This is a genomic window from Enterococcus sp. CR-Ec1 (assembly GCF_002850555.1).
In the GTDB taxonomy this organism is placed as follows: Bacteria; Bacillota; Bacilli; order Lactobacillales; family Enterococcaceae; genus Enterococcus_D; species Enterococcus_D entomosocium.
The window spans coordinates 1,253,960-1,279,903 of the sequence record NZ_CP025223.1; the positions used below are offsets into that span (position 1 = coordinate 1,253,960).

General features: G+C 34.9%; 24 protein-coding genes. 22 read left to right on the plus strand and 2 right to left on the minus strand.

Annotated features, from left to right (window positions below; genetic code table 11):
• The first annotated feature begins 15 nt into the window (after positions 1-15).
• The 16 genes from asnS (at position 16) to CXM95_RS06130 (ending at position 19,796) form a co-directional block, all read left to right on the plus strand.
• Positions 16-1,314: an asparagine--tRNA ligase gene (gene asnS, locus CXM95_RS06060; RefSeq protein WP_005236932.1), complete on the plus strand. Its 1,299-nt coding sequence runs from the start codon at positions 16-18 to the stop codon at positions 1,312-1,314.
• A gap of 172 nt (positions 1,315-1,486) precedes the next feature.
• Positions 1,487-3,439 carry a CDP-glycerol glycerophosphotransferase family protein gene (locus CXM95_RS06065; RefSeq protein WP_101698917.1) on the plus strand — a complete coding sequence of 651 codons (1,953 nt, stop codon included), beginning with the start codon at positions 1,487-1,489 and terminating at the stop codon, positions 3,437-3,439.
• A 395-nt stretch (positions 3,440-3,834) separates the two neighbouring features.
• The gene (locus CXM95_RS06070; protein ID WP_233499094.1) at positions 3,835-4,746 is read left to right on the plus strand and encodes a CDP-glycerol glycerophosphotransferase family protein; all 912 of its coding nucleotides are present in this window, start codon (positions 3,835-3,837) and stop codon (positions 4,744-4,746) included.
• On the plus strand, positions 4,736-5,476 hold the full coding sequence (locus tag CXM95_RS06075) for a WecB/TagA/CpsF family glycosyltransferase (protein WP_101698918.1): 741 nt from the start codon (positions 4,736-4,738) through the stop codon (positions 5,474-5,476). The genes CXM95_RS06070 and CXM95_RS06075 overlap by 11 nt, the downstream gene beginning before the upstream one ends.
• A 94-nt stretch (positions 5,477-5,570) precedes the next feature.
• Entirely contained in the window at positions 5,571-8,915 is a 3,345-nt protein-coding gene (locus CXM95_RS06080; RefSeq protein WP_101698919.1) for a CDP-glycerol glycerophosphotransferase family protein, read from the plus strand.
• Positions 8,916-9,042: 127 nt separating this feature from the next.
• Entirely contained in the window at positions 9,043-10,602 is a 1,560-nt protein-coding gene (locus tag CXM95_RS06085; protein ID WP_233499095.1) for a CDP-glycerol glycerophosphotransferase family protein, read from the plus strand.
• Positions 10,548-11,342: a glycosyltransferase gene (locus tag CXM95_RS18940; RefSeq protein ID WP_233499096.1), complete on the plus strand. Its 795-nt coding sequence runs from the start codon at positions 10,548-10,550 to the stop codon at positions 11,340-11,342. Before CXM95_RS06085 ends, CXM95_RS18940 begins: the two co-directional genes overlap by 55 nt.
• A gap of 23 nt (positions 11,343-11,365) precedes the next feature.
• Positions 11,366-13,132: a hypothetical protein gene (locus CXM95_RS06090; protein ID WP_101698920.1), complete on the plus strand. Its 1,767-nt coding sequence runs from the start codon at positions 11,366-11,368 to the stop codon at positions 13,130-13,132.
• 78 nt (positions 13,133-13,210) lie between these two features.
• The gene (gene mltG / locus CXM95_RS06095) at positions 13,211-14,554 is read left to right on the plus strand and encodes an endolytic transglycosylase MltG (RefSeq protein ID WP_086299615.1); all 1,344 of its coding nucleotides are present in this window, start codon (positions 13,211-13,213) and stop codon (positions 14,552-14,554) included.
• Positions 14,555-14,669: 115 nt separating this feature from the next.
• Positions 14,670-15,149: a transcription elongation factor GreA gene (greA, locus tag CXM95_RS06100; RefSeq protein WP_005229556.1), complete on the plus strand. Its 480-nt coding sequence runs from the start codon at positions 14,670-14,672 to the stop codon at positions 15,147-15,149.
• 152 nt (positions 15,150-15,301) lie between these two features.
• Positions 15,302-16,033: a cell wall-active antibiotics response protein LiaF gene (gene liaF / locus CXM95_RS06105; protein WP_008379602.1), complete on the plus strand. Its 732-nt coding sequence runs from the start codon at positions 15,302-15,304 to the stop codon at positions 16,031-16,033.
• A complete protein-coding gene (locus tag CXM95_RS06110) occupies positions 16,030-17,097 on the plus strand; it encodes a sensor histidine kinase (RefSeq protein WP_008379604.1) in 1,068 nt (355 codons plus the stop codon). Before liaF ends, CXM95_RS06110 begins: the two co-directional genes overlap by 4 nt.
• A gap of 3 nt (positions 17,098-17,100) precedes the next feature.
• Positions 17,101-17,730, plus strand: a complete 630-nt coding sequence (locus CXM95_RS06115; protein ID WP_005236913.1) for a response regulator transcription factor — start codon at positions 17,101-17,103, stop codon at positions 17,728-17,730.
• Positions 17,731-17,817: 87 nt separating this feature from the next.
• On the plus strand, positions 17,818-18,483 hold the full coding sequence (locus CXM95_RS06120) for a potassium channel family protein (protein WP_005229566.1): 666 nt from the start codon (positions 17,818-17,820) through the stop codon (positions 18,481-18,483).
• A gap of 11 nt (positions 18,484-18,494) precedes the next feature.
• Positions 18,495-18,794, plus strand: coding sequence for a HesB/YadR/YfhF family protein (locus tag CXM95_RS06125; protein WP_086299614.1), 300 nt, complete (start codon positions 18,495-18,497; stop codon positions 18,792-18,794).
• A 57-nt stretch (positions 18,795-18,851) separates the two neighbouring features.
• Positions 18,852-19,796, plus strand: coding sequence for a glycosyltransferase family 2 protein (locus tag CXM95_RS06130; RefSeq protein WP_199559936.1), 945 nt, complete (start codon positions 18,852-18,854; stop codon positions 19,794-19,796).
• A gap of 64 nt (positions 19,797-19,860) precedes the next feature.
• Here the strand turns inward: CXM95_RS06130 and CXM95_RS06135 are convergent, their stop codons facing one another.
• Positions 19,861-20,856: a phosphoglycerate dehydrogenase gene (locus tag CXM95_RS06135; protein ID WP_086299663.1), complete on the minus strand. Its 996-nt coding sequence runs from the start codon at positions 20,854-20,856 to the stop codon at positions 19,861-19,863.
• Between the two features lie 26 nt (positions 20,857-20,882).
• Positions 20,883-21,692, minus strand: a complete 810-nt coding sequence (locus tag CXM95_RS06140; RefSeq protein WP_005236906.1) for a DUF1189 domain-containing protein — start codon at positions 21,690-21,692, stop codon at positions 20,883-20,885.
• A 132-nt stretch (positions 21,693-21,824) separates the two neighbouring features.
• Here CXM95_RS06140 and CXM95_RS06145 point away from each other — a divergent pair, with 132 nt between their 5' ends.
• From CXM95_RS06145 to CXM95_RS06170, 6 genes are all read left to right on the plus strand, one after another.
• The gene (locus CXM95_RS06145) at positions 21,825-22,268 is read left to right on the plus strand and encodes a GtrA family protein (RefSeq protein ID WP_034872204.1); all 444 of its coding nucleotides are present in this window, start codon (positions 21,825-21,827) and stop codon (positions 22,266-22,268) included.
• A gap of 76 nt (positions 22,269-22,344) precedes the next feature.
• Positions 22,345-22,950, plus strand: a complete 606-nt coding sequence (locus CXM95_RS06150; RefSeq protein ID WP_005236898.1) for a superoxide dismutase — start codon at positions 22,345-22,347, stop codon at positions 22,948-22,950.
• A gap of 144 nt (positions 22,951-23,094) precedes the next feature.
• Complete coding sequence (locus tag CXM95_RS06155) at positions 23,095-23,295, plus strand: cold-shock protein (protein ID WP_005229578.1); 201 nt, start codon at positions 23,095-23,097, stop codon at positions 23,293-23,295.
• A 109-nt stretch (positions 23,296-23,404) separates the two neighbouring features.
• Complete coding sequence (tagD, locus tag CXM95_RS06160) at positions 23,405-23,806, plus strand: glycerol-3-phosphate cytidylyltransferase (protein ID WP_008379620.1); 402 nt, start codon at positions 23,405-23,407, stop codon at positions 23,804-23,806.
• A 168-nt stretch (positions 23,807-23,974) separates the two neighbouring features.
• Positions 23,975-25,030, plus strand: a complete 1,056-nt coding sequence (locus CXM95_RS06165) for an ABC transporter ATP-binding protein (protein ID WP_086299612.1) — start codon at positions 23,975-23,977, stop codon at positions 25,028-25,030.
• 45 nt (positions 25,031-25,075) lie between these two features.
• Entirely contained in the window at positions 25,076-25,885 is an 810-nt protein-coding gene (locus CXM95_RS06170; RefSeq protein WP_086299611.1) for an ABC transporter permease, read from the plus strand.
• Positions 25,886-25,944: the final 59 nt, after the last annotated feature.

Sequence of the window (25,944 nt, forward strand, 5' to 3'; positions counted from 1 at the left end):
ATAGGAGAGAATCAAGTGGAATCTATTCAAATTTTAGATGCAAAAAAACACGTTGGCGAAACCGTTCAAATCGGAGCATGGGTTGCTAACAAACGTTCTAGCGGCAAGATCGCCTTCTTACAACTTCGCGACGGAACAGCGTATTTCCAAGGAATCGTTGTAAAAAGTGAAGTAGGTGAGGAAGTTTTCCAATTAGCGAAAAATTTAAATCAGGAAACTGCCGTACTGGTCACGGGGGAAATCAGAGAAGACAGCCGCTCAAAATTTGGCTATGAAATTGGCATTTCTGGTTTAGAAGTTGTCGGTGAAAGCCACGATTACCCAATTACACCAAAAGAACACGGAACAGATTTCTTGATGGACCATCGTCATTTATGGTTGCGTTCCTCAAAACAACACGCCATCATGCAAATCAGAAACGAAATCATCCGGGCAACGTATGAATTCTTCAACAAGAATGGCTTCATCAAAATCGATCCACCGATCCTAACCGGATCAGCACCAGAAGGAACGACCGATTTATTTGAAACCAACTATTTCGATCAAAAAGCATATCTATCTCAGTCCGGTCAATTGTACATGGAAGCTGCCGCTATGGCGTTTGGCAAAGTCTTTTCTTTTGGACCAACCTTCCGTGCCGAAAAATCAAAGACACGTCGTCACTTGATTGAATTTTGGATGATTGAACCAGAAATGGCCTTTATGCACCAAGAAGAAAGTTTAGAAGTCCAAGAGCAGTACGTGGCATTCTTAGTGCAAAATGTGCTCGATAACTGTGACTATGCGTTAGACGTCTTAGGTCGTGACCGTGAAGTCTTGAAAAAATATACCAAATTACCATTCCCAAGAATCTCTTACGATGATGCAGTGGAATTATTACAAAAGAACGGCTTTGATGATATTCAATGGGGCGATGACTTTGGCTCACCACATGAGACTTTTATTGCCAATTCATTCGATCAGCCCGTCTTTATCTTAAACTATCCAAAAGCCATCAAACCTTTCTATATGAAGCCACATCCAACGAGAGAAGATGTCGTGATCTGTGCCGATATGATCGCACCAGAAGGCTATGGCGAGATCATAGGTGGTTCTGAACGTGCCATCGATCATGAATACCTCCTAGAGCAAATCCGCGCCCACGGCTTAGACGAAAACGAATACTCATGGTATTTAGACCTACGCAAGTACGGCTCAGTTCCTCACACCGGCTTTGGACTTGGACTAGAACGGACCGTTACCTGGTTATCAGGAATCGAGCACGTAAGAGAATCCATTCCGTTTCCACGGTTGTTGAATCGGATTTATCCGTAAAGAAATGATTTAATTTCTGTAGATTAATAGACCAGTTCTTTTTTATATTTGAGAACTGGTTTTAATTCTTTAATACTTTATACTAAAAAATATGTAGAAATTGTTGGTTAAAAATGTGAACGGCTAATATAAGCATCCTTTTTAATAAGATTGAAAATAGAAGAGTGGGGACATGGAAAAATTATATGTAAAAGCTGAGAATGGACGTTTTGTTCTTCAGACTGAAAACTCTGAGCTAACAAATTTAGTTCTAAAAAACAAAAAAGGAGTTACGACCTTTAATAAAATTGATAGTCTAACATGGTACGTTGAAGTAAATGATGTAGCCAACCTAATGACTATAAAGCAAGAAGACCGCGTTAATATTTATTATGGCGATAATTCAAAAGAAATATCCATAGATAATTTTGATATTCAATTTGTAAATTCGCCACAACTGCTTGCAGGTGATACTTTAATATATTTATATATTACTTTAGACAAAACGTTAAGATTTATTTGGAACCAAATTCCTTCAGCAAAAAGTTATGTGAAGAATTGTAAAATTACGAACTCGGATATTAAGAAAAATCACCTTTTTTCTTTTAAAGTAGATGTTGAATCATATGGAATTCCTATTAATACTATGGATTTTATTATCTCTAACCGTAAAGAAAAGCTTCAAATTGATTTGAAATCTAAATGGTTAGAAAGTATCAGAGTAGAACCTAATGTATTTTTAAATGTATTTGAAATTACAATAGACTTTCCTCAGGTATTAAAAACAATAATCACGAGAATTGACTACGATGACTATGATACAACCGTTATTGACTTTTTCATTACTACTAGCTCAGAAATGCTACCATTAACAAATTTTAAATCTAGAATAATTTATACCGATCTGTTTAATGATGAAACTTGGTTAGACTTTTCGGAGAGTATGAAAGTGTTAGTGCGATGGTATGAGACGGGGTTAGGGAATTTATCGTGTAGAATTGGTTTTTTAAAAAACGATATATATAGTTATTTTAAAGAGAAGGAAATTTCTGAAATAACAGATTCTGAAAATATAATTTTAATAACAGAATATCCATACAAAGCTCAGGAAAATGGATTAGCTTTTTTTAAATATTTAATGGAGGAACAGAATACTTTTAAACCTATTTATATTATCTCACGTGCTTCAAATGATGTACATCTTTTGAAAAAATACCTATCAAATGTTGTTTTTTATAAAAGCAAAGAGCATATAGATTATTTTTTTAAAGCCAATTTTTTAGCGCATACACATACCCCTAACTATGCAGTACCTGTTTTGTCTGCTTCTGCTGAACAGAAAATTAAAGACTTGTATAAGTTATTTTTACAGCATGGTATAATTGGAGTCAGAAATTTGGAATATATGTATGGAAGAAAAACACATCCTAACCTAATAAACAAATTCATTGTTTCTTCTGAGCGAGAAAAGAGCATTGTCAGAGATGAGCTATATTACCCTGAAGAAGATATAGCAGTAACTGGTTTAGCTAGATTTGATAGTTTGCTAAAAGATAATGGTTTTTTTGAGTCATATAAAGTACGAAAGAAAGTTTTAATTATGCCTTCGTGGCGAATGGGGCAAGAAAAACTTTCGGATGAAGATTTTACAGAAACAACGTTTTATAAGGCTTTTCATTCCTTAATTAATAATCCAAGACTAGAAAAACTGGTTATGGATAAAGGGATTACAATCGATTTGTATCTTCACAATAATTTTCAAAAATATAATCATCTGTTCACTTCTGATTTTGTTAATATCATTAAGGCATCGGATACTACAGTTCAAACATTATTAAAGGAACATGGGATTTTAATAACCGATTTTTCAAGTGTGGGTCTAGATTTTGCCATTCAAAGAAGACCTGTTCTTTACTATCAATTTGATGTTGAATTGAAGGAACAAAGAGCAGAAGAATCAAGTAAGAATTTTCTTCCCGGTAAAATTTTTCAGATTGAGGATGATTTAATAAACGAAATTGAACAAAAGATAAAACGATATAGAATGGACAAGGAATTTAAGAAATTGATACCTGAAAAAATTTATAAATATAATGATCGTAATGCTTGCAAAAGAATTTACGAAGTTTTAAAAAACTCAATTTAGATAAAAATACAATAAAAAATTTGATAAACAGCCATCAACTAATTTTCCAAGAGTAAGAAGTGCGGAATTTCTATAAGATGTGCTGTTTATTAATCTATCCGTTTTTGTGAACCTGAAAATATAGTATAATTAAATCAAATGTCAAAAAGTTAAAGAGGAACTATGATTACTAATTCAATTACTACATACCTTAAATCGTTTTATTTAATAGCGGTAAATATGGTAAGTAAGCTATCTAAAAAGAAACACAATAACATTATTTTTTTATTGAGCTTTGATTCTACAAGCTATTATATTTTAGAAGAATTATACAAAATTTATAAAAAAAGATTAATTGTGATTTATACAAGTAATTCTACTACCTTAGCAAAAAATTTGAGTCAAGAGGCTGCCAAGTGTATAGTCTCAGTTCGCTTAATAGTCTATTTACAAAAATTGTTCCATTATTAAAGGGATCAAAAGTAGTAATATGTGATAATTATTTTCCGATATTGGGTGGTATTGATTTTTGCAAAGAAACAAAAATACTTCAAATTTGGCATGCAAATGGAGCAATTAAGACATTTGGACTTGAAGCAAATTATGCCAAAAATGCTTCGGATAAAAACAAGGATAGATATAGACAAGTTTATAAGAAAATTACGGATATAGTAGTTAGTTCATCAAAAATGGCTGATATATTTAAGAGTAGCTACAAAATTGATCCAAATATTTTGAAATTTGGTTATCCTTTAACAGATTATTATCTCAATGAAGGAACAAAAATGAAAATGTTAAAAGTGAAAGAAACTATAAAGAAAAAAATCATTTTGTATGCTCCTACTTACAGAGAACATAGCCATAATTATATTGATTTAGGATATTTATCTTCAAATATCTCAGGTGATAGTTTATTGTTGGTGCATCCTCACCCAAGCGATAACGTACTTAAAGAGCAACTAAAAGTTTATCCCAGTATCATGACACATTTGAATAATTTTAGTTTGCAAGAAACTCTTTTTTTAACAGATGTTTTGATTACTGATTATTCGTCTATCCCATTCGAATATTCTCTTGCTAATCCTGAAGGGAACATTGTTTTTTTCTGTCCTGATTTGGATAACTATCAAAAAGAAGTAGGGTTACAAACTGATTTTATTATGAGTGAAGAGTATGAGATATTCGAGAACATTGAAGATGTTGTTGAAATTATTAATAAGAACGAAAATACTACTTTAAATCATTTTAATCTAATATGGAATGAATATGCAAATGGAAAAGCTATTAAGCAACTTATAGAATGGATTGAAGTCACTTATGAGATCTGAATTGATAATGGGAATTCCGGTTGATAATATATCTTATGATAATATAATTGAAGATGTTTCCAGTTACTTAGATAAACAAAATAAAATGACAATTGTTAGTATTAATCCACAAATTGTTACAGAATCAAAAAAATATCCTGATATCGTTGATTTTATTTGGAGAAGTACTCATAGAATACCGGATGGCATAGGAATTGTATTGGTATCAAGATTAACTGGAGGGAGTATATTTGATAGAGTAACGGGTTATGATTTGATGATTAGGATATTGGCTTTTGCAAATGAAAATAAAAAGCGAATTTTTTTATATGGGGCAAAACCGTGTATCTTAGAAGATACTGTAAAAAATATAAAACATTCATATCCAGATTTAATTGTTGCAGGAGCCATAGATGGATATAATCAATTGAAGGAAGAAGAAATTGTCAGTCATATTAATGAATCAAACTCTGATATGCTTTTTGTTGCATTAGGGTTTCCTCGTCAAGAACAATGGTTAGCGCGTAACATACGTGAACTTAATGTGTCCATTTTTCAAGATGTAGGCGGGAGCTTTGATGTGATTAGTGGACACGTTAAAAGAGCACCAAATATTTTTATTAAATTTCATTTGGAGTGGCTCTACCGATCTTTAAGTAACCCCAAACGATTAGGAAGAATTTTGCAACTTCCTATTTTCTTATGTAAAAGTATTGTTTGGAGTATGCGCAATCTTAAAAGAGATAGATAAAATTTATTTTAGTAAGTAAATTAAATAGTTGATCTTTTGGAGATTAATAAAAAATAAATGAAGTTAATTTACTAAACTATTGGAGGAACTAATTGTGGTTTTGAAGAAAATATATACAAAAGCTAATTCTGTTCAACGAATTATTTTTCCCGATTTACAACATCGTATGAGGCTATATTATGCAGATCATTATGAGAGCACACCAATCGAGTCTAAAACTATCTTATATGAAACAAGAGATGGCAAATCAATCGTAGATTCACCGTTGGCTATATTTAATTACTTGACATCAGATGAAAGATTTTCTGACTTTAATCATATTTGGGTTATTGATAAAGACGCTGAAGGTATCAAAAATACTATTTCAGAACCATCTAAAAAGAAAGTGAAATTTGTTTATCGTGACACATTAGATTACGTAGATGCACTCCTGAAAGCTAAGTATCTTATTTCAAATTCGACATTTGAATCATTTTTTGTTAAAAGATCAGATCAAATTTACATTAATACTTGGCACGGTACACCTCTCAAGTTTATGGGCTTTGACATACCGGGATCAGTTTCTCATTCTCAAAACGTCCTAAGAAATTTTTTAATGACAGATTATATTCTATCACCAAACGCACATACTTCTAATATTTTTATTGATAGTTATAAATTAAAGGGAATTTATTCAGGAGAGATATTGGAGGGGGGATATCCTAGAATTGACGCTACACTATCAAAAAATAAAGATTCAGTTTATGGAAAACTCAAGAGTGTTGGTGTGAATATACGAGGTGATAGAAAGAAAATACTCTATTGTCCTACTTGGAAAGGTCAAAATGTTCATCAGGCAACGGATGATATTGAACAAATAGTCAATGAAACGTTAAGATTAAAAGAAAAATTTTACGATGAATATGATGTGTTAGTAAAAGTTCATCCATTTATCTATAATGAGATAAAAAATGACAGTAGATTATTTGGTCTATTAATTTCAGATCTAATTGATGCCAACGAAGTGTTGTCTATCATTGACGTGCTCATTACGGATTATTCAAGCATTTTTTTCGACTTCTTAGTTACAAAAAAACCAATCATTTTTTATGCCTGGGACAAAGATTTATACAGTTTTGAAAGAGGAATGTATCTGACAAATGATGAGTTACCAGGTCCTACTGCAGAAAACTTTGATGAGTTACTAAAATTGATTCAATCGGTGGAAGTGAATCATACCAAATATCAAAAAAAATATGAAGAGCTGGCTCAGCGTATGGTTCCATATGAAGATGGAAATGTGACAAAAAAATATGTGGAATATATTTTTAAAAAACAAGATTCAAAAAATATCACAGTTCATACAGTTAATTCAAAAAAGAAAAAGCTGCTAATATTTCCTGGTGGTATGAGGAATAATGGAATAACATCAAGCTTTTTAAATCTGACCAATAATATTGATTATTCAAAGTATGATGTTACTGTTATTTGCAATCCTTCGAGCAATGATGAAATCAATAACAATCTAAAGGCAATGAATAAAAACATTAGGCCTCTTTTCCGATTTGGAATTGACATTCTTACAAGAAAAGAAAAACTAGTTAACAAGAAATTTGCTGATCAAGGTGTGGAAATAGATCAAAGAAGTAATTATCCGGAAAACGGGTATCGTCGAGAGATGAATAGGCTTGTTGGTAATTTAAAATTTGATGTAGCAATTGATTTTAGTGGTTATAGCTATTTTTGGGGAAGGCATATTTTAGGAGCAGATGCAAAAAAATATATAGTTTTTATGCATAATGATCTCTATTCCGATTCTCGTAGAGAAGTGAATGGGAAAATGCCAATGTTTAAAGATTTAAATGGTTTGTTCTCTATTTATTATAAGTTTGATAAACTATTGAGCGTTTCACCTATGACAAGAGACGTAAATTATAGTAATTTGAAGAAATATGTTAGTAAAGAGCAAATGAGTTATGTATATAATACAATTAACATCGAGAAAATTTTAGAGAAACAACCTTTAGCTGAAGATAAACAACAATTAATTGTGAAGAGAGGTTTCTTACAGTTTGAGAGTTCTGGAATAATTGAGTATGCATTAAACATTAACTGCCTGCGAAAAAAATTATTTTCTAAAAAAGAAGTATCAAAAGATTCAACAGTTGTTCAATATGCATCATTTTATGTTGATGATGAATTATTTTTGAAAATATCTGTTGACAATATGTATTTAGGTTGGATATCCCAAAAATATGTAATCCCCAAAGAAATTAGTACGCAAAGAATTGAAGACTTCCATGGTTTTGCGACAGTTTCAAGATTTTTAAACTATCCGATTTGGAAAGACATAAAGACTAATACAAAAAAAGACAAAATTATTAGTTATGTACGTCCATTTAAGAATCGGTATTTTGAGATTGAAAAAGTTGCATATACAGATGCAGGAAGATATTTCTATGTGAAATATAATCAGAAACCACTGGGATGGGTATCACCAAGACCTTTAATGAGAATACATGAAACGAGTCGTTATTCTCCTATAAACAGTTATTTCATGCGCCGCACAAAAAAGCTTGAAACAATTGAACCTGTTTATTTTACAGATCTCGTTGAGAGCACGAATTTTTATGGGAAAATCAAAAACATACCAAACATTGAATTATGGTCTGCGCCAAAAGGAATCACTGGTTCGGAGAGTATTCCTTTCTCGGAGGAGTATTTGGAACAGCCTTTTAAAATTAGTGAAATCAGTTATGTTGGAAGTAATAAATTTTATAAATTACTTTTAAATAACGATACATCAATTGGTTATATTGATTCAAAATTTATAATTGAAATTTCAGAAGAAGACTTTAAAGAAGCAGATGACAAAGCTGAAAAAAAATTAGATACAAATTTCGTATTACCCAAAGTTGATCTAGGTTTTCAAAAAGTTCCGTTTCTTGACAAAAATTACTTTAATATAGTGAATATGGGAAGGTTATCTCCAGAAAAGAATCAGAAAAATTTGATTGAAGCTTTTTCTGAATTTAGACTAGAGAATCCAAAGAGTCGACTTTACATTTTAGGAAAAGGGCCTTTAGAAAAAGAGTTGATTCAGTGTATTAAAGATACAAATCAAGAAGGATCGGTATTTATGTTAGGTCATCTGAGTTCTCCCTTTAATTTTATTAAAGAAACGGATCTATTTGTTTTACCATCGTATTATGAAGGGCAACCGATGGTATTATTGGAATCAATGACTTTAGGAATGAAAATACTGGCTTCTAATATACCTGCGAATATTAATGTACTTGGTAAAGAAGAAGAATATGGATTGCTCACAAAAGGAACTTCCACAGAAGATATTAAAGATGGCTTATTAAGAGCCTGGTCTTATAAAGGTGACTTCACTTCATTTGATCCATATAAGTACAACAAAGAAGCCATTAAAAGTTTTTATAATGAAATAAATTAAAAATCGTATACATTTAGCTATAATTGTTGATACGGCAAGTCGTGCTCATAATTATAGCTTTTTGTGTTACTATTTCTTATAGGGACAAAGAAAAAGGATATTGATTTGAGAAATATAGGAGCCGATGATGAAATTAATAGAAAAAATAAAAAAGAATGTGATGACTCCCAATGAGTTACGATATCTAAAGTTTAGAAACTTACCAATAAAAAAGAAAACGATTCTACTTGAAGGTTCCCATGGAAGGGAGTTTAGTGGACACATTTTTGCTTTAACTAAAAATATACTACAATTTTATCCGGAATATACTGTCAAAATTGTCACAAGAAAAAATGTATACTTACCTGCAGAGTTCGAGACTTTTAACGTTGAGCACTTAAGTAAGGAATACTTTGAATATTTGGCAACTGCTGAAATACTTATAAATGATACATCCTTTTGGTCTTTTTTTAATAAACGTGTTGAACAACAATATTATATATTTTGGCATGGAACACCGTTAAAATTTTTAGGTAAATCAACACAGATACAAGGATATGGAAATATACAAAGAAATTTAGCTTCTGCGGATAAAGTATTTGTCAGCAATGAGTTTACTAAAAAGGTTTTAATAAGTGACTTTGGCATCGAAAATATAGTGAAAAATGAAATTGTGATAGCTCCATCTCCAAGAAATTCTTATTTGTTTGAAAACAGAGTTGTACCAAAAAGATATTTGTATATGCCAACTTGGCGTGGTAAAAATACAAATAATGTAACGATTTCTGATAAGTTAATAAATAATTTGAAACGTTTAGATGATCTACTTCTTGATAATGAAGAGATGTTTGTAAAACTCCATCCTTACGAAGAAAATCTAATAAATTTTGATTCATATAAATTTAAACATTTGAAAAAGTTTCCCAAAGAAGAAACGTATACATTTATGCAAACAGTTGAAAAAATCATTACTGATTATTCTTCTATAATGTTTGATTTTTTAGTGACAAAGAGAGAAGTTCTACTATTTACTTTTGATGAAGAAGAGTATCAAGCAGAAAGAGGAATGTATTTAAAAATAAAAGACCTTCCATTTAAGAAAGTTACAGATCCTGAAAGTTTAATTTTAGCTTTGAGACAAAATTATATTTTTAGGAATGATGAATTCATAAAAACGTATTGTAATTCAGATAATGAAAATGGTGCATTACAAGTTATAGACTTTTTATTATCAGAAAAAAATTCCTCTAATATAATTGTTCAAAATAACTGGAATGGGAAGGAAAACGTTTTAATTTATGCCTATCAACTTGCTGAGAATGGAATAACTGCTTCTTTATTAAATTATTTTGAAACTGTTGATTTAACGAAACGAAACTATATATTGACATGGCAAGAAGGTATGATTCCAGAAAAATTAGAATATAAAATTAAAAATCTTCCCAAAGGAATTTTCACATTTATAAGTGCTGGCAAAGTGCAATCAACGATTAGTGAGTCATTTGCGACATTAAGTTATATGAATGAAAAACCAGCATCAAAAAAGTTGATCGAAGAAATGTATTTGAGAGATTTCAAAAGGCAGTATCCTAATTTGGCTCCCACATATTTTATTCATTATCCAGGATATGACCGCTCATATGCATCTTGGATGTGGATACTAAAAAAATTGGAATCAAGACAATTATTTTTGTGCATACAGACATAGAAAAAGAAATGGAACTAAATAAGTATTTAAAAAGGAATATTTTATTTGAAGCTTACAAGGAAGCAACCAAAGTTATTTGTGTAAGCGAGACAATAAAGAAAAAAATTGATTATCTAGTTCCCAAAGCTAATACTTTTGTTAGTAATGTCTTAATAAATAAGAAAAAAGTAGAAAAGTTATCTAATTTGCCTTTTACAGATACCATACCTTTAGAACTAATTGAGAAATTTGAAAATAAATCGAATAAGATTTTTATTAATATCGGTAGATTTTCAAAACAAAAAGGTTTAGATAGATTGATAAAAGCATTTGAAACTGTTGAAGAAAAAAATGTATACTTAGTTTTAATTGAGTCATATGGCCCTGAAAAGGAAACGATCATAAATAAAATTAATAGTAGTAACAAAAAGGAGTCTATCTATCTCTTGCAGAATTTAGGAAACCCTTATAATTTATTGAAAAAAGCATCATACTTTATTTTTAGTAGTAGATACGAAGGATTAGGAATGGTTGTATTAGAAGCACTAGCCGTAAATACACCAGTAATAATGACTGAAGTACCTGAAACATTAGAAATTTTAGATGGAGCAGATAAAACAATAGTAGTCGAAAATTCGATAGAGGGTTTGATAAAAGGGTTTGATCTAGGTATTAAAAATATTTTACCTAATGAAAAGTTTATGTTTTCATCGTATGAAGAAAGAGCATTAAGTACTTGGGAAAAAATTTTTAAAGATTAGTATTTTATGTAGGGAGTTGTAGTATGTATTTAAACAAAGTTACAGGATGGAAAAAAAGCATATCAATTTGGATGATATTTGCCATTTTATCGGTAATTATCCAAAGTCCACAAATATTTTCAAAAGGTTATGTTCTTGGCGTTGATTCTATTTTTCATATGAATAGAATATATGAGACTATGATGCAACTAAAAACTGGGGATTTTAATTATTTTATCTCTTTGTTTTCCTATCAACAATCTGCAAGAATTGTTAATGCATTTTATGGTCCTGGAATGTCATATATACTGGGAGCATTATTGCTGTTTTTGGGAAGTTGGGTTAAGTTTCAGTTAGTTACATCTTTTTTGGTTAACATTATCGGTGCATATGGAATCTATCGCATTGCAAAAAAATTATCAATGAGAGACAGTTTAGCAATTCTCTCTGGTGCTATCTATATGAGTACTTATTTTGTTGCCTCTTGGAATATCGCAGGATCTTTTACAGGGATTGGAAATATGCTCATACCTTATGTCATGTATTATGGTATTGAGATGTTAGTAGATAAAAAACATAATTTTTCAGTGCTAGGTTTAGGATTGAGTATGGGAGTCTTACTTCAAACGCATGTGTTTTCCTCACTCCTAGCAACTTTAGTCCTATTACCTTGTGTGATATATGCTTTTATAAAGACTACTTTAAAAAAAGAATTCTTGTTTAAAATGCTCTTTTCCATAGGTATAGCCATATTGTTAAGCTTAAACGTTTGGTTAGGAATGTTTTATCTTTTAAAGGATAATCAATTATTGCAAACAGTTCCGTTAGACTTACTAAAAAATGCAGTGTATTTCTTGCCTGAAAAGGGAAATGGACAAGCGAATATTGGAATTGTACTTAGTTCTTTGTTCTTTTTCCAAGTAATTAATTTAATTATAAATTGGAAAAATATAAACAATACAATAAAAATTTTAATGACTACTGGAAGTATATTCTTACTAGTATCAAGTCGTTTTTTTCCATGGAGTATCTTCTCAAAATTATTCCCAGCGTTGGAATCATTCTTACAGTTTCCATCAAGGCTTATTATCGTGCCGACAATTTTATTGTTAGTTACTTTTGAATATACCTGCAAATATTTAAAGAAAGAAATGGTATTAGTAGTGTTAGGCACAGCAACCTTTTTTTCAATTTCCATGGCTCAAGATAGAGTGATGTCTCGAATGACAGAATGGAACTCTGAAAATGTGTTAGCCTCACCAAATAAGAAACCGTCAAACATATCAGCCAAAGAATTAAGAAATATCATTAGGAGTAGTGATCTTGGGAAAATATTGGATGTTGTAAGAAAAGGGACTTCTGACTACTTACCATTAAAAGAACCGTTGAGTAACCAAGATTTTGAACTTTTTGATCCGTATTCCAAATACTGGGAATATGTAATTAATCCAAATCCAAATTTTGAGAAAAAAGTATCAGACGGAGATATCATCGTTTCTTGGGAATCAGGTGATGAGGAAATGATTAATGTACCTATATTTAAATACGAGGATACTGTAATTAAAGACCTTTCTTCAGGAAAAACCATTAGTGTACGCACAACCGATATTGGAACAATCCAGTTAAATGCAAATGAAGTAAGTGCAATAAGAATTTCGTATCCGATTCCTTTGACTATTAAAATTTCTATTTTTATTTCAGGAATTACTTTCATTATTTGTTTAAGCTACACTATTATTAATCAAGTTAAAAAAATATATAAAAATATTTTGTTATATAATCTTTTTAACTTTGGAATGAAACGAATTTGAAACTAATTCTATTCCACTCCTCCTAACTTTCGTGTATAATGGTACAAGCCAGTATTACGAAAGTTAGGAGGAGTTGTTTTGAGTAAACAACATCCAGAGGATAGATCCTTTAAAGACGAAGTATTAGGAGCTTTAAAGCAACCTCAATCAGATCAAACCCAGGAAAGCGATGGTTTGAACGAGCGTCCTATTCAACAACCTCAAGAAGAGGTGGGTTCGCGAACTGCAAGTGGAAAGACCAAAAATAAACAAGCAAAGCAAGCTGCTACAAGTCGTAGGGCAGCAGCGGAAGAAGTGCCCATAGCTGAAGGTGGGGAAACGCAATTGCGCAAGCAGCAACGCAAAAAAGAAGATCGGATTGTCAATCGGATCGTTTTGATCGTAGTCCTTGCTCTGCTCGTCATCGGTGGTGTTTTAGGATTTTCAATGTATCGTTATGTAACATCAGGATTGCAGCCGTTGAATCCAGAAGATACAGAAACGGTGGCAGTTGAGATTCCTAGTGGATCGTCCAACAAAGCAATTGGAGAAATATTGGAAGAAGACAATATCATTAAAAGTGGTATGATCTTTAACTATTATACGAAATTCAATAATTTAACTGGATTTCAAGCAGGAAATTATCATTTTTCTCCTAGTATGACTTTGGATCAAATCTCAAAGATGCTGCAAAATGGCGAAGGTTCGGTCACCTCTGATGCAAAAGTGACGATTCCAGAAGGGTTTGATGTGGATCAAATCGGTGATGCTCTAGCGGAAGCAACAAATATCTCGAAAGACGATTTCTTAGCTTTGATGGAAAGCGATGAGTTCTTTGAAAAAATGAAAGAAACCTATCCTGAGCTTTTAGCAAGTGCCGGCGATGCGCAAGGCGTGCGTTACCGACTAGAAGGATACTTGTTCCCAGCGACGTATGACTACTATACAGGGAATACCCTAGAAGAAGTCGTTACCCAAATGGTGGATAAATCAAATTCAGTCTTGTCCAAATATTTCGATCAAATTGCTCAAAAAGAAATGACGGTCCAAGAAGTCCTTACATTGGCTTCACTTGTTGAAAAAGAGGGTAGTAAGCTAGAAGATCGTAAAAATATCGCACAGGTATTCTTCAATCGTTTAGCGATTGATATGCCGCTGCAATCGGATATTTCGATTCTATACGCGTTAGGTGAGCACAAAGAGCTAGTCACTTATGAGGACACTCAAGTTGACTCTCCTTATAATCTCTATGTGCATACTGGCTACGGACCTGGACCATTCAACAATCCAAGCGAAGCAGCGATCCAAGCTGTCTTAGATCCAACACCGAACAACTACTATTATTTCGTTGCTGACATTCAAACCCAAGAAGTTTACTTTGCGGAAACCTATGAACAGCATATGCAATTAGTGGAACAATATGTAAACAATACCTCAAATTAAATTTTCATAGGTTTATAGTTTACATTTAAAAAAAAGCATGGTAATCTTTTGTGGACTCATCGCAAAAGATTACCTTTTGCGATTTATTAGAAGTTACTAAAAGGAGAAAAGAACTATGGTAGAAAAAGTTTACCCAATGACACTTGAAGGAAAAGAAAAGCTAGAACAAGAATTAGAAGAATTGAAAACGGTAAAACGCGGCGAGATCATTGAACGTATCAAGGTAGCCCGCAGTTTTGGCGATTTATCCGAAAACTCCGAGTATGAGTCTGCTAAAGATGAACAAGCGTTTGTCGAAGGCCGAATCACTACTTTAGAAAATATGATTCGTTTTGCAGAGATCATTGATAATGAGGGTGTAGACTCTGATGAAGTTTCCATCGGAAAAACTGTGATTTTTGTTGAGTTGCCTGATGGTGACGAAGAAGAGTACATGATCGTTGGTAGTGCTGAAGCAGATCCGTTTTCTGGTAAAATTTCCAATGATTCACCAATCGCTCGTGCTTTGATTGGGAAAAAAGTCAATGATGAAGTGACGATCTCAACGCCAGGCGGAGATATGCAAGTAAGAATCACAGAAGTAAAGAAAAGCTAGTCGCTTGATCACTAGGTAGATTTAGGTGACCCTGTTGTTCATTCTCCTTTAGGGAAATTGATCAAACAGGGTCTTTTTTCGGACCAGCGACGGATGGACAAACCATTTTTTTCAGGTATGATAAAGTAGAATTATTAGGAGGAGGAGCTTGAATGAAAAGTCCTTGGCGTTTTTTCTTTATTGTTGAAGCGCTCTTACTGCTTTTTGCGGTATGGCAAATTTTATCTAATCCGCCATTATTATTTTTATTAATACTTGGTGTGACGTGCTTGGTCCTTGTGAACCGAAGTGAGCGCAAGAGCAATTTTAAAAATTTCTTGATGGTCTCAAGTTCCATTGCTATTTTGATCAGTTTGTTAAATAGTCCAGCACTGTGGCTGATGCTGATTTTTGCGATTTTATTTATTGGTTTAAAAGGAGTCGAGATTACCGGAATCGACTTAACTAAAAATTCATTCTGGCGCAAAAAACAAATGATTATCGTTGAAACTGAAGAACCCAAAGTGGATCATCCGCTGAAACAAAAGCAGCAATGGTTAGGCAATGAACGGATCGGCAGTCAAGTCTATGAATGGGACGATATCAATTTAGATATCTTGACGGGAGACACTTTCATCGATCTAGGCAACACTTTATTGCCTAAGAAAGAAAACGTCGTGATCGTACGAAAAGGCTTTGGTAGAACTCGTATTTTAGTGCCTGCTGGCATAGCGATCAAATTAGAGCACAGTACTTTTATTGGCTCCGTTATCTTTGAAGGCGAAGAAACGAGCTTGAAAAATGAAAAAGTGACGATTTACAGCCCGGATTATGGCGAAAATAGTCGGCGTTTGAAAATCTTAACGAATACCCTTGTTGGTGATGTTGAGGTGATTCGGGTATGATTGGGAAATTTTCAAGAGGCATGATCGCTTTTTACGCAGGATTAGCAAGTTTTTTCACCATGATATTGATGCTGTTTTCCTATTTGTATGCCAGTGGGAAAAATAATTGGCTGATAGAAGTCTTTCAAATCAAACTCTTTTTTATCCCAATCGTCTTTCACTTACTTGTAATATCTGCATTGATTGCTTTAGCTGTCTTTTTACTGATTTCTTTTTTTCGCAACCGTCAATACGGTCCGGTGGAAGAAAAGCTAAGACTGTTAGCCAGCGGCTATATCGATAGCCCTTTATTGGAAACAAAGATCCCACATGCGTCTGAAAACCATTTGATTGCGAATGTGGATCGTGATATTGCCAGTATCCAATCGAAGATGAAACAGATGTCGATGGAATTACAGCAATTGAATGCGAAACCGCAGTTTGTTGATGGTCAGACGAAAGAAGAGATTTTAGAAGCAGAAAGGCAGCGTCTGGCTCGTGAACTGCACGACTCTGTTTCTCAACAGCTGTTTGCCGCCATGATGATGATGTCTGCACTGAATGAGCAAGCGATTCGAACAGATGCTCCAGAAAGCCAAAAGAAACAGTTAGCTATGGTCACAGACATTATCAATGCTTCGCAATCTGAAATGCGGGCGCTCTTGCTTCATCTACGACCTGTAACTTTGGAAGGGAAGAGTCTAAAGCAAGGAATCGAGCAATTGTTAAAGGAATTAGAGACCAAAATCAAAATTCTATTGACTTGGGATATTGAAGACTTTACGATGCCTAGTTCGATTGAAGATCAACTCTTTCGTGTGATCCAAGAACTCTTGTCTAATACCCTGCGTCACGCGAAAGCTGATGAGTTAGAAGTATACTTGCATCGCATCGATAATAACGTGTTATTGCGGGTGATCGATGACGGAGTTGGCTTTGATCCCCAAGATCAAAAGGCCGGCAGCTATGGCTTGATGAATATCCGAGAACGGGTAAGTGCTGTTGGCGGAACGTTGAAAATTATTAGTTTTAAAAATCAAGGAACCAGTATTGAAATCAAAGTTCCACTGTTGAAGGAGGCATAACGTATGATTAAAGTGTTGTTAGTTGATGACCATGAAATGGTTCGTCTGGGGGTCTCTTCTTATCTATCAATTCAAGACGATATAGAAGTAATTGGGGAAGCGGAAAATGGTCGAGTCGGGTATGAAAAGGCATTGGAATTACGTCCAGATGTGATTTTGATGGATTTGGTGATGGATGAAATGGATGGGATCGAATCTACGAAATTGATTTTAAATGATTGGCCAGAAGCAAAAATCATCATCGTCACTAGTTTTATTGATGACGAGAAAGTCTATCCTGCAATTGAAGCGGGTGCGGCCGGTTACCTGTTAAAGACGTCTACTGCTCATGAGATTGCGGAAGCCATTCGTGCAACCCAGCGAGGAGAGAGGGTCTTAGAACCCGAAGTCACCACGAAAATGATGGATCGTTTGACGAATCGGACACCAATCCTACATGAAGATTTGACCAATCGGGAACAAGAAGTGTTACTGTTGATCGCTGAAGGAAAGAGCAACCAAGAGATTGCGGATTCACTCTTCATTACGCTGAAAACAGTGAAGACACATGTGTCAAATATCTTATCAAAATTAGAAGTAGAAGATCGTACGCAAGCTACGATATATGCTTTTAAACATGGCTTGATAAAATAAAATCTTAATAATCATACCTCCTCATGGCAAGCAGGGGAGGTTTTTGTTATACTAAATAATGATCTGGCAAACAAAGGAGCGTTTGTGGTGAAGCAAAATTATGCAATTATTGGATTAGGTCGTTTCGGTGGAAGTATTTGTCGTACGTTGATTGAATCAGGTCAAGAAGTGTTGGCAATCGATAGCAACGAAGATCGTGTCAATGAATATATGAATATCGCCACCCATGCGGTGGTCGGCAACGCACAAGATGAGATGACGTTGCGTTCATTGGGTATCCGTAACTTTGACCATGTCATTGTTGCGATAGGTGAAGATATTCAAGCCAGTATATTGGTCACACTGATGGTTAAAGAAATGGGTGTTCCTAATATCTTAGCCAAAGCCCAAAACGAATACCATGCCCGTGTACTGGAAAAACTCGGCGCAGACCGTGTCGTCCATCCTGAACGTGATATGGGGATTCGCATCGCCCATAATCTAGTTTCCAAAAATATCTTAGATTATATTGAACTATCTGACGAATTTTCTCTAGCAGAGATTCGCGTGTCCAATCCACGCTTTTTCAATAAATCCCTGATTGAGCTGAATTTTCGACAAAAGTATGGTCTGACAGTCGTTGCGATTCGTCGTGGACCAGGACAAGTGATCGTTTCGCCTGATGCAGAGGCAATCGTGCGTGAAAATGACAATTTACTCGTGATCGGCAATACAGATGATGTAGATATACTCGATGAACATATGAATGATTAGGAGTGAAGAAAATGAACTTAACAATAAGTCCTGAAGCAATGCAATGGTTCAAAAAAGAGTTGGAGGTAGACCAAGGAAGCGGGATTCGTTTTTTTGGAAAAATTTATGGAAAGACACAAGTGCATGACGGATTTTCCGTGGGGATGTCAGTGGACAAACCAGAACGTCCGATCGTTGAACAAACCATTGACGGCTTGCTTTTTTTTATTGATGAAGCGGATGAGTGGTTTTTCAAAGGCTATAATCTGACAGTTGATTATGATCAAACGTTGGATGAACCGAAGTACGATTTTAGTGAAGATAAAAAATAATGTGGATTCGGTCATAGCTGACCGGCTTCCCACGATTGGCTCTAGGAGATGAAACCGATGTTATCAATTGTTGTACCTTGTTTTAATGAAGAGGCGAGCTTGCCGATATTCTTTGAGGAAACAGAAAAAGTGAAGAGACAATTAAATATGCCCTTTGAATATATTTTTGTCAATGATGGCTCTTCAGATCAAACACTACCTGTTTTAAGAGAGTTATATCGTGCCCGCCCCGACAGTGTTCGCTATTTATCTTTTTCGAGAAACTTTGGCAAAGAAGCGGCACTTTATGCAGGCTTACAAGCGGCGAAAGGCGATTTTGTCACTGTGATGGACGCAGATCTACAAGACCCGCCGACATTACTGCCAGAAATGTTTGCGATGCTGGAAGCAAAACCAGAGCTTGATTGTGTGGGGACTAGACGGGCGGATCGCAAAGGAGAACCGAAGATCCGTAGTTTTTTCTCAGATGCTTTTTATAATATTATCAACAAGATTGCCGATACCGAAATGGTAAATGGTGCTCGAGATTTTCGCTTGATGCGCCGTAATATGGTAGATGCCGTTTTACAACTGTCTGAATACAATCGCTTTTCCAAAGGGATCTTCAGTTGGGTCGGCTTTGATACAGAATACATCGCCTATGAGAACCGGGAACGAGTCGCTGGTGAGACATCGTGGTCATTTTGGAAACTATTTCAATATTCGATCGACGGTATCGTCAACTTTTCGGATACCCCTCTGAACATTGCTTCTTTTATTGGTGCGCTTTCCTGTTTTGGCTCTCTGATCGCATTGATCTTTATTGTGATCAGAACCTTTATCTTTGGTGATCCAACAACTGGTTGGCCATCGATGGTTAGCATTTTCTTATTTGTGGGCGGCTTGCAATTGCTTTGTTTGGGAATCATCGGGAAATATATTGGGAAAATTTTCTTAGAAACCAAAAATAGACCCTTATATTTCTTGAAAGAAACTGAAAAAGACCAAGAAAAACAACGATAAATTAAAAGTGTACAATCTGAAGGTTTCGCCTCCAACTGTACACTTTTTTTGCGGAAAGAATTTGTTAGTAGCCTTTATCCAAGTTTATCTCATTTTTTTCAAGTTCTTGTTTCGCCAAAAATTGTTGGAGATTCGCTAAGAAAATGGCCATAAATGCCTTTTGAAAATGGGGCGTATGCCCTGAGATATGGGGTGTTATCAAAAGGTTCTCGATGAGCCATAACGGATCATTCTCGGGCAAGGGCTCTTCTTCAAAAACATCCAGTGCGGCAAATGCTATCTGCTTTTTTTCTAGGGCTTTTGCTAATGCAGTGGTATCCACACTTGGCCCGCGGCCGACATTATAAAAGGAAGCACTAGGTTTCATTTGGGCAAAAAAAGCTGCATCATACAAGTGATTGGTTTCTTCCGTCAGAGGAAGGATGTTGATGACGCAATCGGCGGTTTTTGCGCAAGCGTGTAAGTCAGATAACGCAAACGTTTTTTCAAAACCTGTCACGTCATGCCCGCTAGTATTGATACCAATGGGACTTACACCAAAAAAGGTCAATGCTTGAGCTAACTTTTGGCCAATTTGTCCTGTACCAACGATCAAAATCTCTTGGTCCGACAATTTTGTATAGTGAATTGTATTCGGTGACCATTGCTGTTTTCTCTGTTGCTGAATTGCTTGGAAAATCCCGCGGTTTTCCATAAATAGTAGAGCCAACAAATGGTCTGTGATCGATTCGGCATGGATGCCGCTGCCGTTAGATAAGCGAATATTGTATTTCGCAAACTCTTTTAATGGTAAGGTGTCTACGCCAGCTGAAATCGCTTGGACCCATTTCAAATTTGTTTTCTCCGTTAGCAGGTAGTCCTTCCATTCCGACTTCCAACCAATGGTGATTTCTACTTGTGACCAATCAATTGCTTGGTCCTTTGTGTACACAAGAAATTGATAGTCTTTTTCGATTTGTTTCACATATGTGTCGCGAAACTCTCGAGTGGCTAAGATTATTTTTTTCATTGCCAAGCCTCCTTTTAACTTAAGTGTAGCAAAGAATGAGAAAAAAACCATGTTCAAGGAATTGAACATGGCCTAGATTAGGTTTTAAACTGAATTTTTGGAGAATGTTTGACCCCTTGTGTGAATAAGAATAAAGAACCAAACAAAATAAAGGTGGTTGCATCGAAGGAAGGCAATAGTAGTTGTACGATTACACTAATAAGCGTAGGCAATGCAGCACTTACGATCAGAATCTTTAAATTTTCAAAGAAAGTATAGGAGAATCGTTTTAATCTTGTATAGATTGTTGCAATAAAGGTCCCCATCACTAAGGTGATCAGCAAGCTGACAAATGATGGATACAATGCAACAAAAAAGACAATGAGTTTGATTAGCCATGGAATTGCTTGGTTTGATAGCGCTTCTCGAATCGCCTGACCGTTAAGATTGCGCAGCGCAGGCTCACTGTAATCAAATTCTAATTGATTAGAATCTAACATTGACGTCGATAAGCCAGAAGAGGGGATACGGATGACCAGCTGATCTTTTAACAAGCCAACAGCGATGACAGAGCCAGTAACATCAGATGCAATATCTGCTGGCGTACGGTTGCCATCTGGATCGAAAGTAAAGATGATCGAATCGGTTTGATAAATGAAACCTTGCGTATCCGGCGCTGTAGCAAGCTGCCCATTTTCGATCGTAAAATCTGGAATCGATTCTCCAATTTTTTGTCCGTCTGCTTGCACATCGCGAAAGACACCTAATACATTGATGGTCATCGGTACCGCGATAAGCACGGAGGCGCTTAATAGAAAAACGATTACTTTGGAAAATTCTGCTTTTTTGACAAATTTTAAATCAGGTATTCGGAAAAAAGCAATTTTAAATAGTTGGACGATAGTCATTTGCTGATGAACTCCTTTGTGGTATAACTAGAGTAATTGTAACGAAGGGTTCTTTGAATTACAAGGAATTCACAAAAAAAGAACCAATAATCGAATGAATGAATAAATAAAGAAATGAAAGTAGGCAAAAGAATGCAAAAGTACAACGAATACAAGCAGTTCTTGCAGCAAAAAAAGTTGTGGGAGCCGATTACGTATTTATTTTTTGGTGGATTAACGACTGTAGTCAACATTGTCGTCTATCTCATTTTTCGTGAAGGATTTGGTCTTTATTACCAGACAGCGAATGTGATTTCATGGATTGCTTCTGTTTTGTTCGCCTACTTTACAAATAAGTTATGGGTTTTTGAAGCAAAAACCGAGACAAAGCAAGAGTCATGGGCGGCATTTGGGAAGTTCATTTTCTTTCGTGTCTTATCATTAGGCTTAGATATGCTTTGTATGTATCTATTTATTTCAATTTTGGCAACCGGCGATCTAGTTGCCAAGCTGGTCACCCAAGTTGTTGTTGTTTTGGCAAACTATGTGTTTAGTAAATTTTTGATTTTCAATACGAAAAAAAGTGAGAAAAAGTAAGCATATTTTTTGAACAAAGTCTGATAGTCTGATAATGTTACTTATGTAAACATTATCATTGAGGAGGAATTTTTTTATGACTTACACATTACCAGATTTACCTTACGCATACGATGCATTAGAACCATACATTGATGAAGAAACGATGCATTTGCATCATGATAAACACCATAACACTTATGTAACAAACTTAAACGCAGCGATTGAAAAACACCCTGAATTAGGTGAAAAAACAGTTGAAGAATTATTAGCTGACTTTTCTTCTGTGCCAGAAGATATTCAAACAGCGGTTCGTAACAATGGCGGCGGCCATGCTAACCACACGTTCTTCTGGGAAATCTTAGGCCCAAATGCTGGCGGTGAACCTACTGGAGCTATCAAAGAGGCAATTGACGAAGCTTTCGGCAGCTTTGAAGACTTCAAAGAAGAATTCAAAACGGCTGCAACCGGACGTTTTGGTTCAGGTTGGGCATGGTTAGTCGTTAAAGATGGCAAATTAGCAATCACCTCAACAGCGAATCAAGATTCACCATTGATGGATGGCCAAACACCTGTCTTAGGTTTAGATGTTTGGGAACATGCGTATTACTTGAAATACAAAAATGTTCGTCCAGATTACATCAATGCTTTCTGGAGTGTTGTTAACTGGGACAAAGTAAACGAATATTTCGCAAAAGCTTAAACAATTTACTAGAAAGAAGCCTGCTAAAAGGCTTCTTTTTTTGTGGATAGAAAGAATAGTTTTGATATTGCTAACGCTTACATAATCCGCTATAATAAAGGCGACGGAATCGTCGGATTATAATTATTGGAGGCTTTACACACTATGGAACATGGGAAAGTAAAATGGTTCAACAACGAAAAAGGGTTTGGTTTTATCACAGTTGACGGTGGCGATGATGTATTTGTTCACTTTTCTGCCATTCAAGGAGACGGTTTTAAGTCACTTGAAGAAGGTCAAGAAGTTGAATTTACGATCGTTGAAGGTGCCCGCGGACCTCAAGCAGCAGAAGTGACCAAAGTCTAAATCAGAACGGAAAAGCTGAGTAAGCCCTCAGCTTTTTTAATTTGCTATTTCTCGCCATATTTGGTATCTTCAATACATTAGTAAGACTAGGAAGCGAAGAGGGATAAGCATGAAACGAGTAATTACTTACGGAACATTTGATTTATTGCATTATGGACATATCAATCTTTTGCGTCGTGCAAAAGAGCAAGGCGATTATTTGATCGTGGCACTATCAACGGATGAATTTAATTGGAACGAAAAACAAAAAAAATGCTACTTTTCTTATGAGAAAAGAAAGCAATTATTAGAAGCGATTCGGTATGTGGATCTAGTGATTCCTGAAGAAGGGTGGGCACAAAAAGTTTCCGATGTCAAAGAATATCATGTGGATACCTTTGTTATGGGAGACGATTGGGCTGGCAAATTTGATTTTATTCAAGAAGAAACAGATGCTGAAGTGATCTATCTAGCACGGACCCCGGAAATATCAACTACTCAAATCAAAAAAGATTTGAAACTTAACAATTAAAAGGACTATTATAAAAAAGCATCTTTTACAGATGTTTTTTTTATTGAGCCCAACTTCAAGAAATTAAGATTTTATTACTAGTTTTTCATTGATTATTTGTTCAGAACACAAAATATGGTATGATGTTTTGTGAGTTGACTCGATCAATTAGAAATTCTATGAGAATGGATGAAGAAAGTGGAAAAAGAAATCAAAGTCCGTGCAACTTTAGTGACGAAAGAATACGACTTATATAAAAAGAAAGCGGATAAAGTAAAAGCGCTATTCAAGTTCTATCATCGCAATGTTCCTCGATTTTGGGCCTTAAAAGGGATCAGCTTCGATGTGAAAGCCGGCGAATCAGTAGGGATCATTGGAATCAATGGTTCTGGGAAATCAACTTTATCCAACGTGATCAGTGGGATTATCCCACCGACATCTGGTACGATGGAAGTAAATGGTGACACCTCGATTATCGCAATCGGTGCGGGGTTAAAATATCAGCTGACTGGGTTAGAAAATATTCGGCTCAAAGCATTGATGTCTGGAATGACTAATAAAGAAATTGATGAAAAAATGCCTGAGATCGTGGCCTTTGCTGATTTGGGTGACTTTATCAATCAACCGGTTAAAAGCTATTCCAGTGGGATGAAATCACGGTTAGGCTTTGCTATTGCTGTTCATAATGATCCAGATATTTTAGTTATTGATGAAGCTTTGTCTGTCGGTGATGAAACTTTTTATCAAAAATGTGTGGATAAAATCATGGAATTTAAAGCAGCCGGAAAAACCATCTTTTTTGTCAGTCATGCTTTAGGACAGGTAGAAAAACTTTGCGACCGAACGATTTGGATGCACTATGGTGATTTACGGATGTTTGGTCCTACTGAAGAAGTAATGGCTGAATATCGCAAATTCATTGATTGGTTCAAAAAGCAGCCAAAGAAAGAGCAAAAAGCGTATCAAGACAATTATAAAGAAGACCAGAAAGCCTTTAATTTGGAGAAATTAGCAGAAAAAAGCCGTGAAGATCACTTCTTGCAACAACAAAATCTTTCGGACCAAATGATCCAAAAAAACTTGAAACGTACACCTTTAGGGGAAAAAATGAGCTGGCCAACCAAAGGAATCCTAGGTTTGGTAGTAGCCGCAACGATATTTTGTTCGCTGGTTTCTTTTAGTGGGCGTTCGATTACTTACGCAATTAAGAATCCCGTTGAAACGATCAGTCAAGTTTTCAAATAAAGAAGATGTTTCTTTGTTTAGTTCATATAGAAAAGGAAGAAGTTTGTGAAAGAGATTGCTGCAGTTATAAAAGAACAATTTAAGCATGCGGGAATTATATTCCGGATGTCTCGATATGAGGATAAGGCTACTTATCAGAGCCATTATTTGGGATTAGCTTGGCAAATATTAAATCCTGCGATTCAAATCGGTATTTATTATTTGGTTTTCGGGTTAGGAGTGAACGGGAATAGAAAAATTGATGGCGTTCCTTTTATTATCTGGATGCTGATTGGGATCACTGCTTGGTTTTATATTAATGCATCTGTACTAGGCGCTTCTAATAGTATTCACCGACAAGTTGGAATGGTAGCAAAAATGAAGTTCCCAGTAAGCATTTTACCATCGATCAATATTATAAGTAATTTGTCATCCTACATTCCTATGGTGGCAATCGTCGTAGGTTCGTTATTCATAGCAGGTGTGACACCAAGCATCTATTGGTTACAATTTATTTATTACTTTCTTGCGATGGTCATATTCCTATTTGCTTTTGGTCTATTGAATGCGACCATAACAGTACTGATACGTGACTATCATATTTTTCTACAGTCTGTTTTGAGATTATTATTTTATGTTTCTGGTCCGATTTGGGATATTAATAACCGAAATATGCCTGTTTGGTTAATCAAGATTCTTCGCTTGAATCCATTTTACTATTTAATCGAAGGATTTCGTGATGCTTTCCTTTCCCGTGCATGGGTTTGGGAAAAAACGACTTACACACTTATATTCTGGTGTTTAACTTTGATGCTTCTTATTTTAGGAAGCCATCTGCATATGAAGTTTCGTGCTCGTTTTGTGGATTATATTTAAAAAAGTGACTATTTGCGGTGCACTCTCTAACTTAGAGGGTGCACTTTATTTTTGTTTTA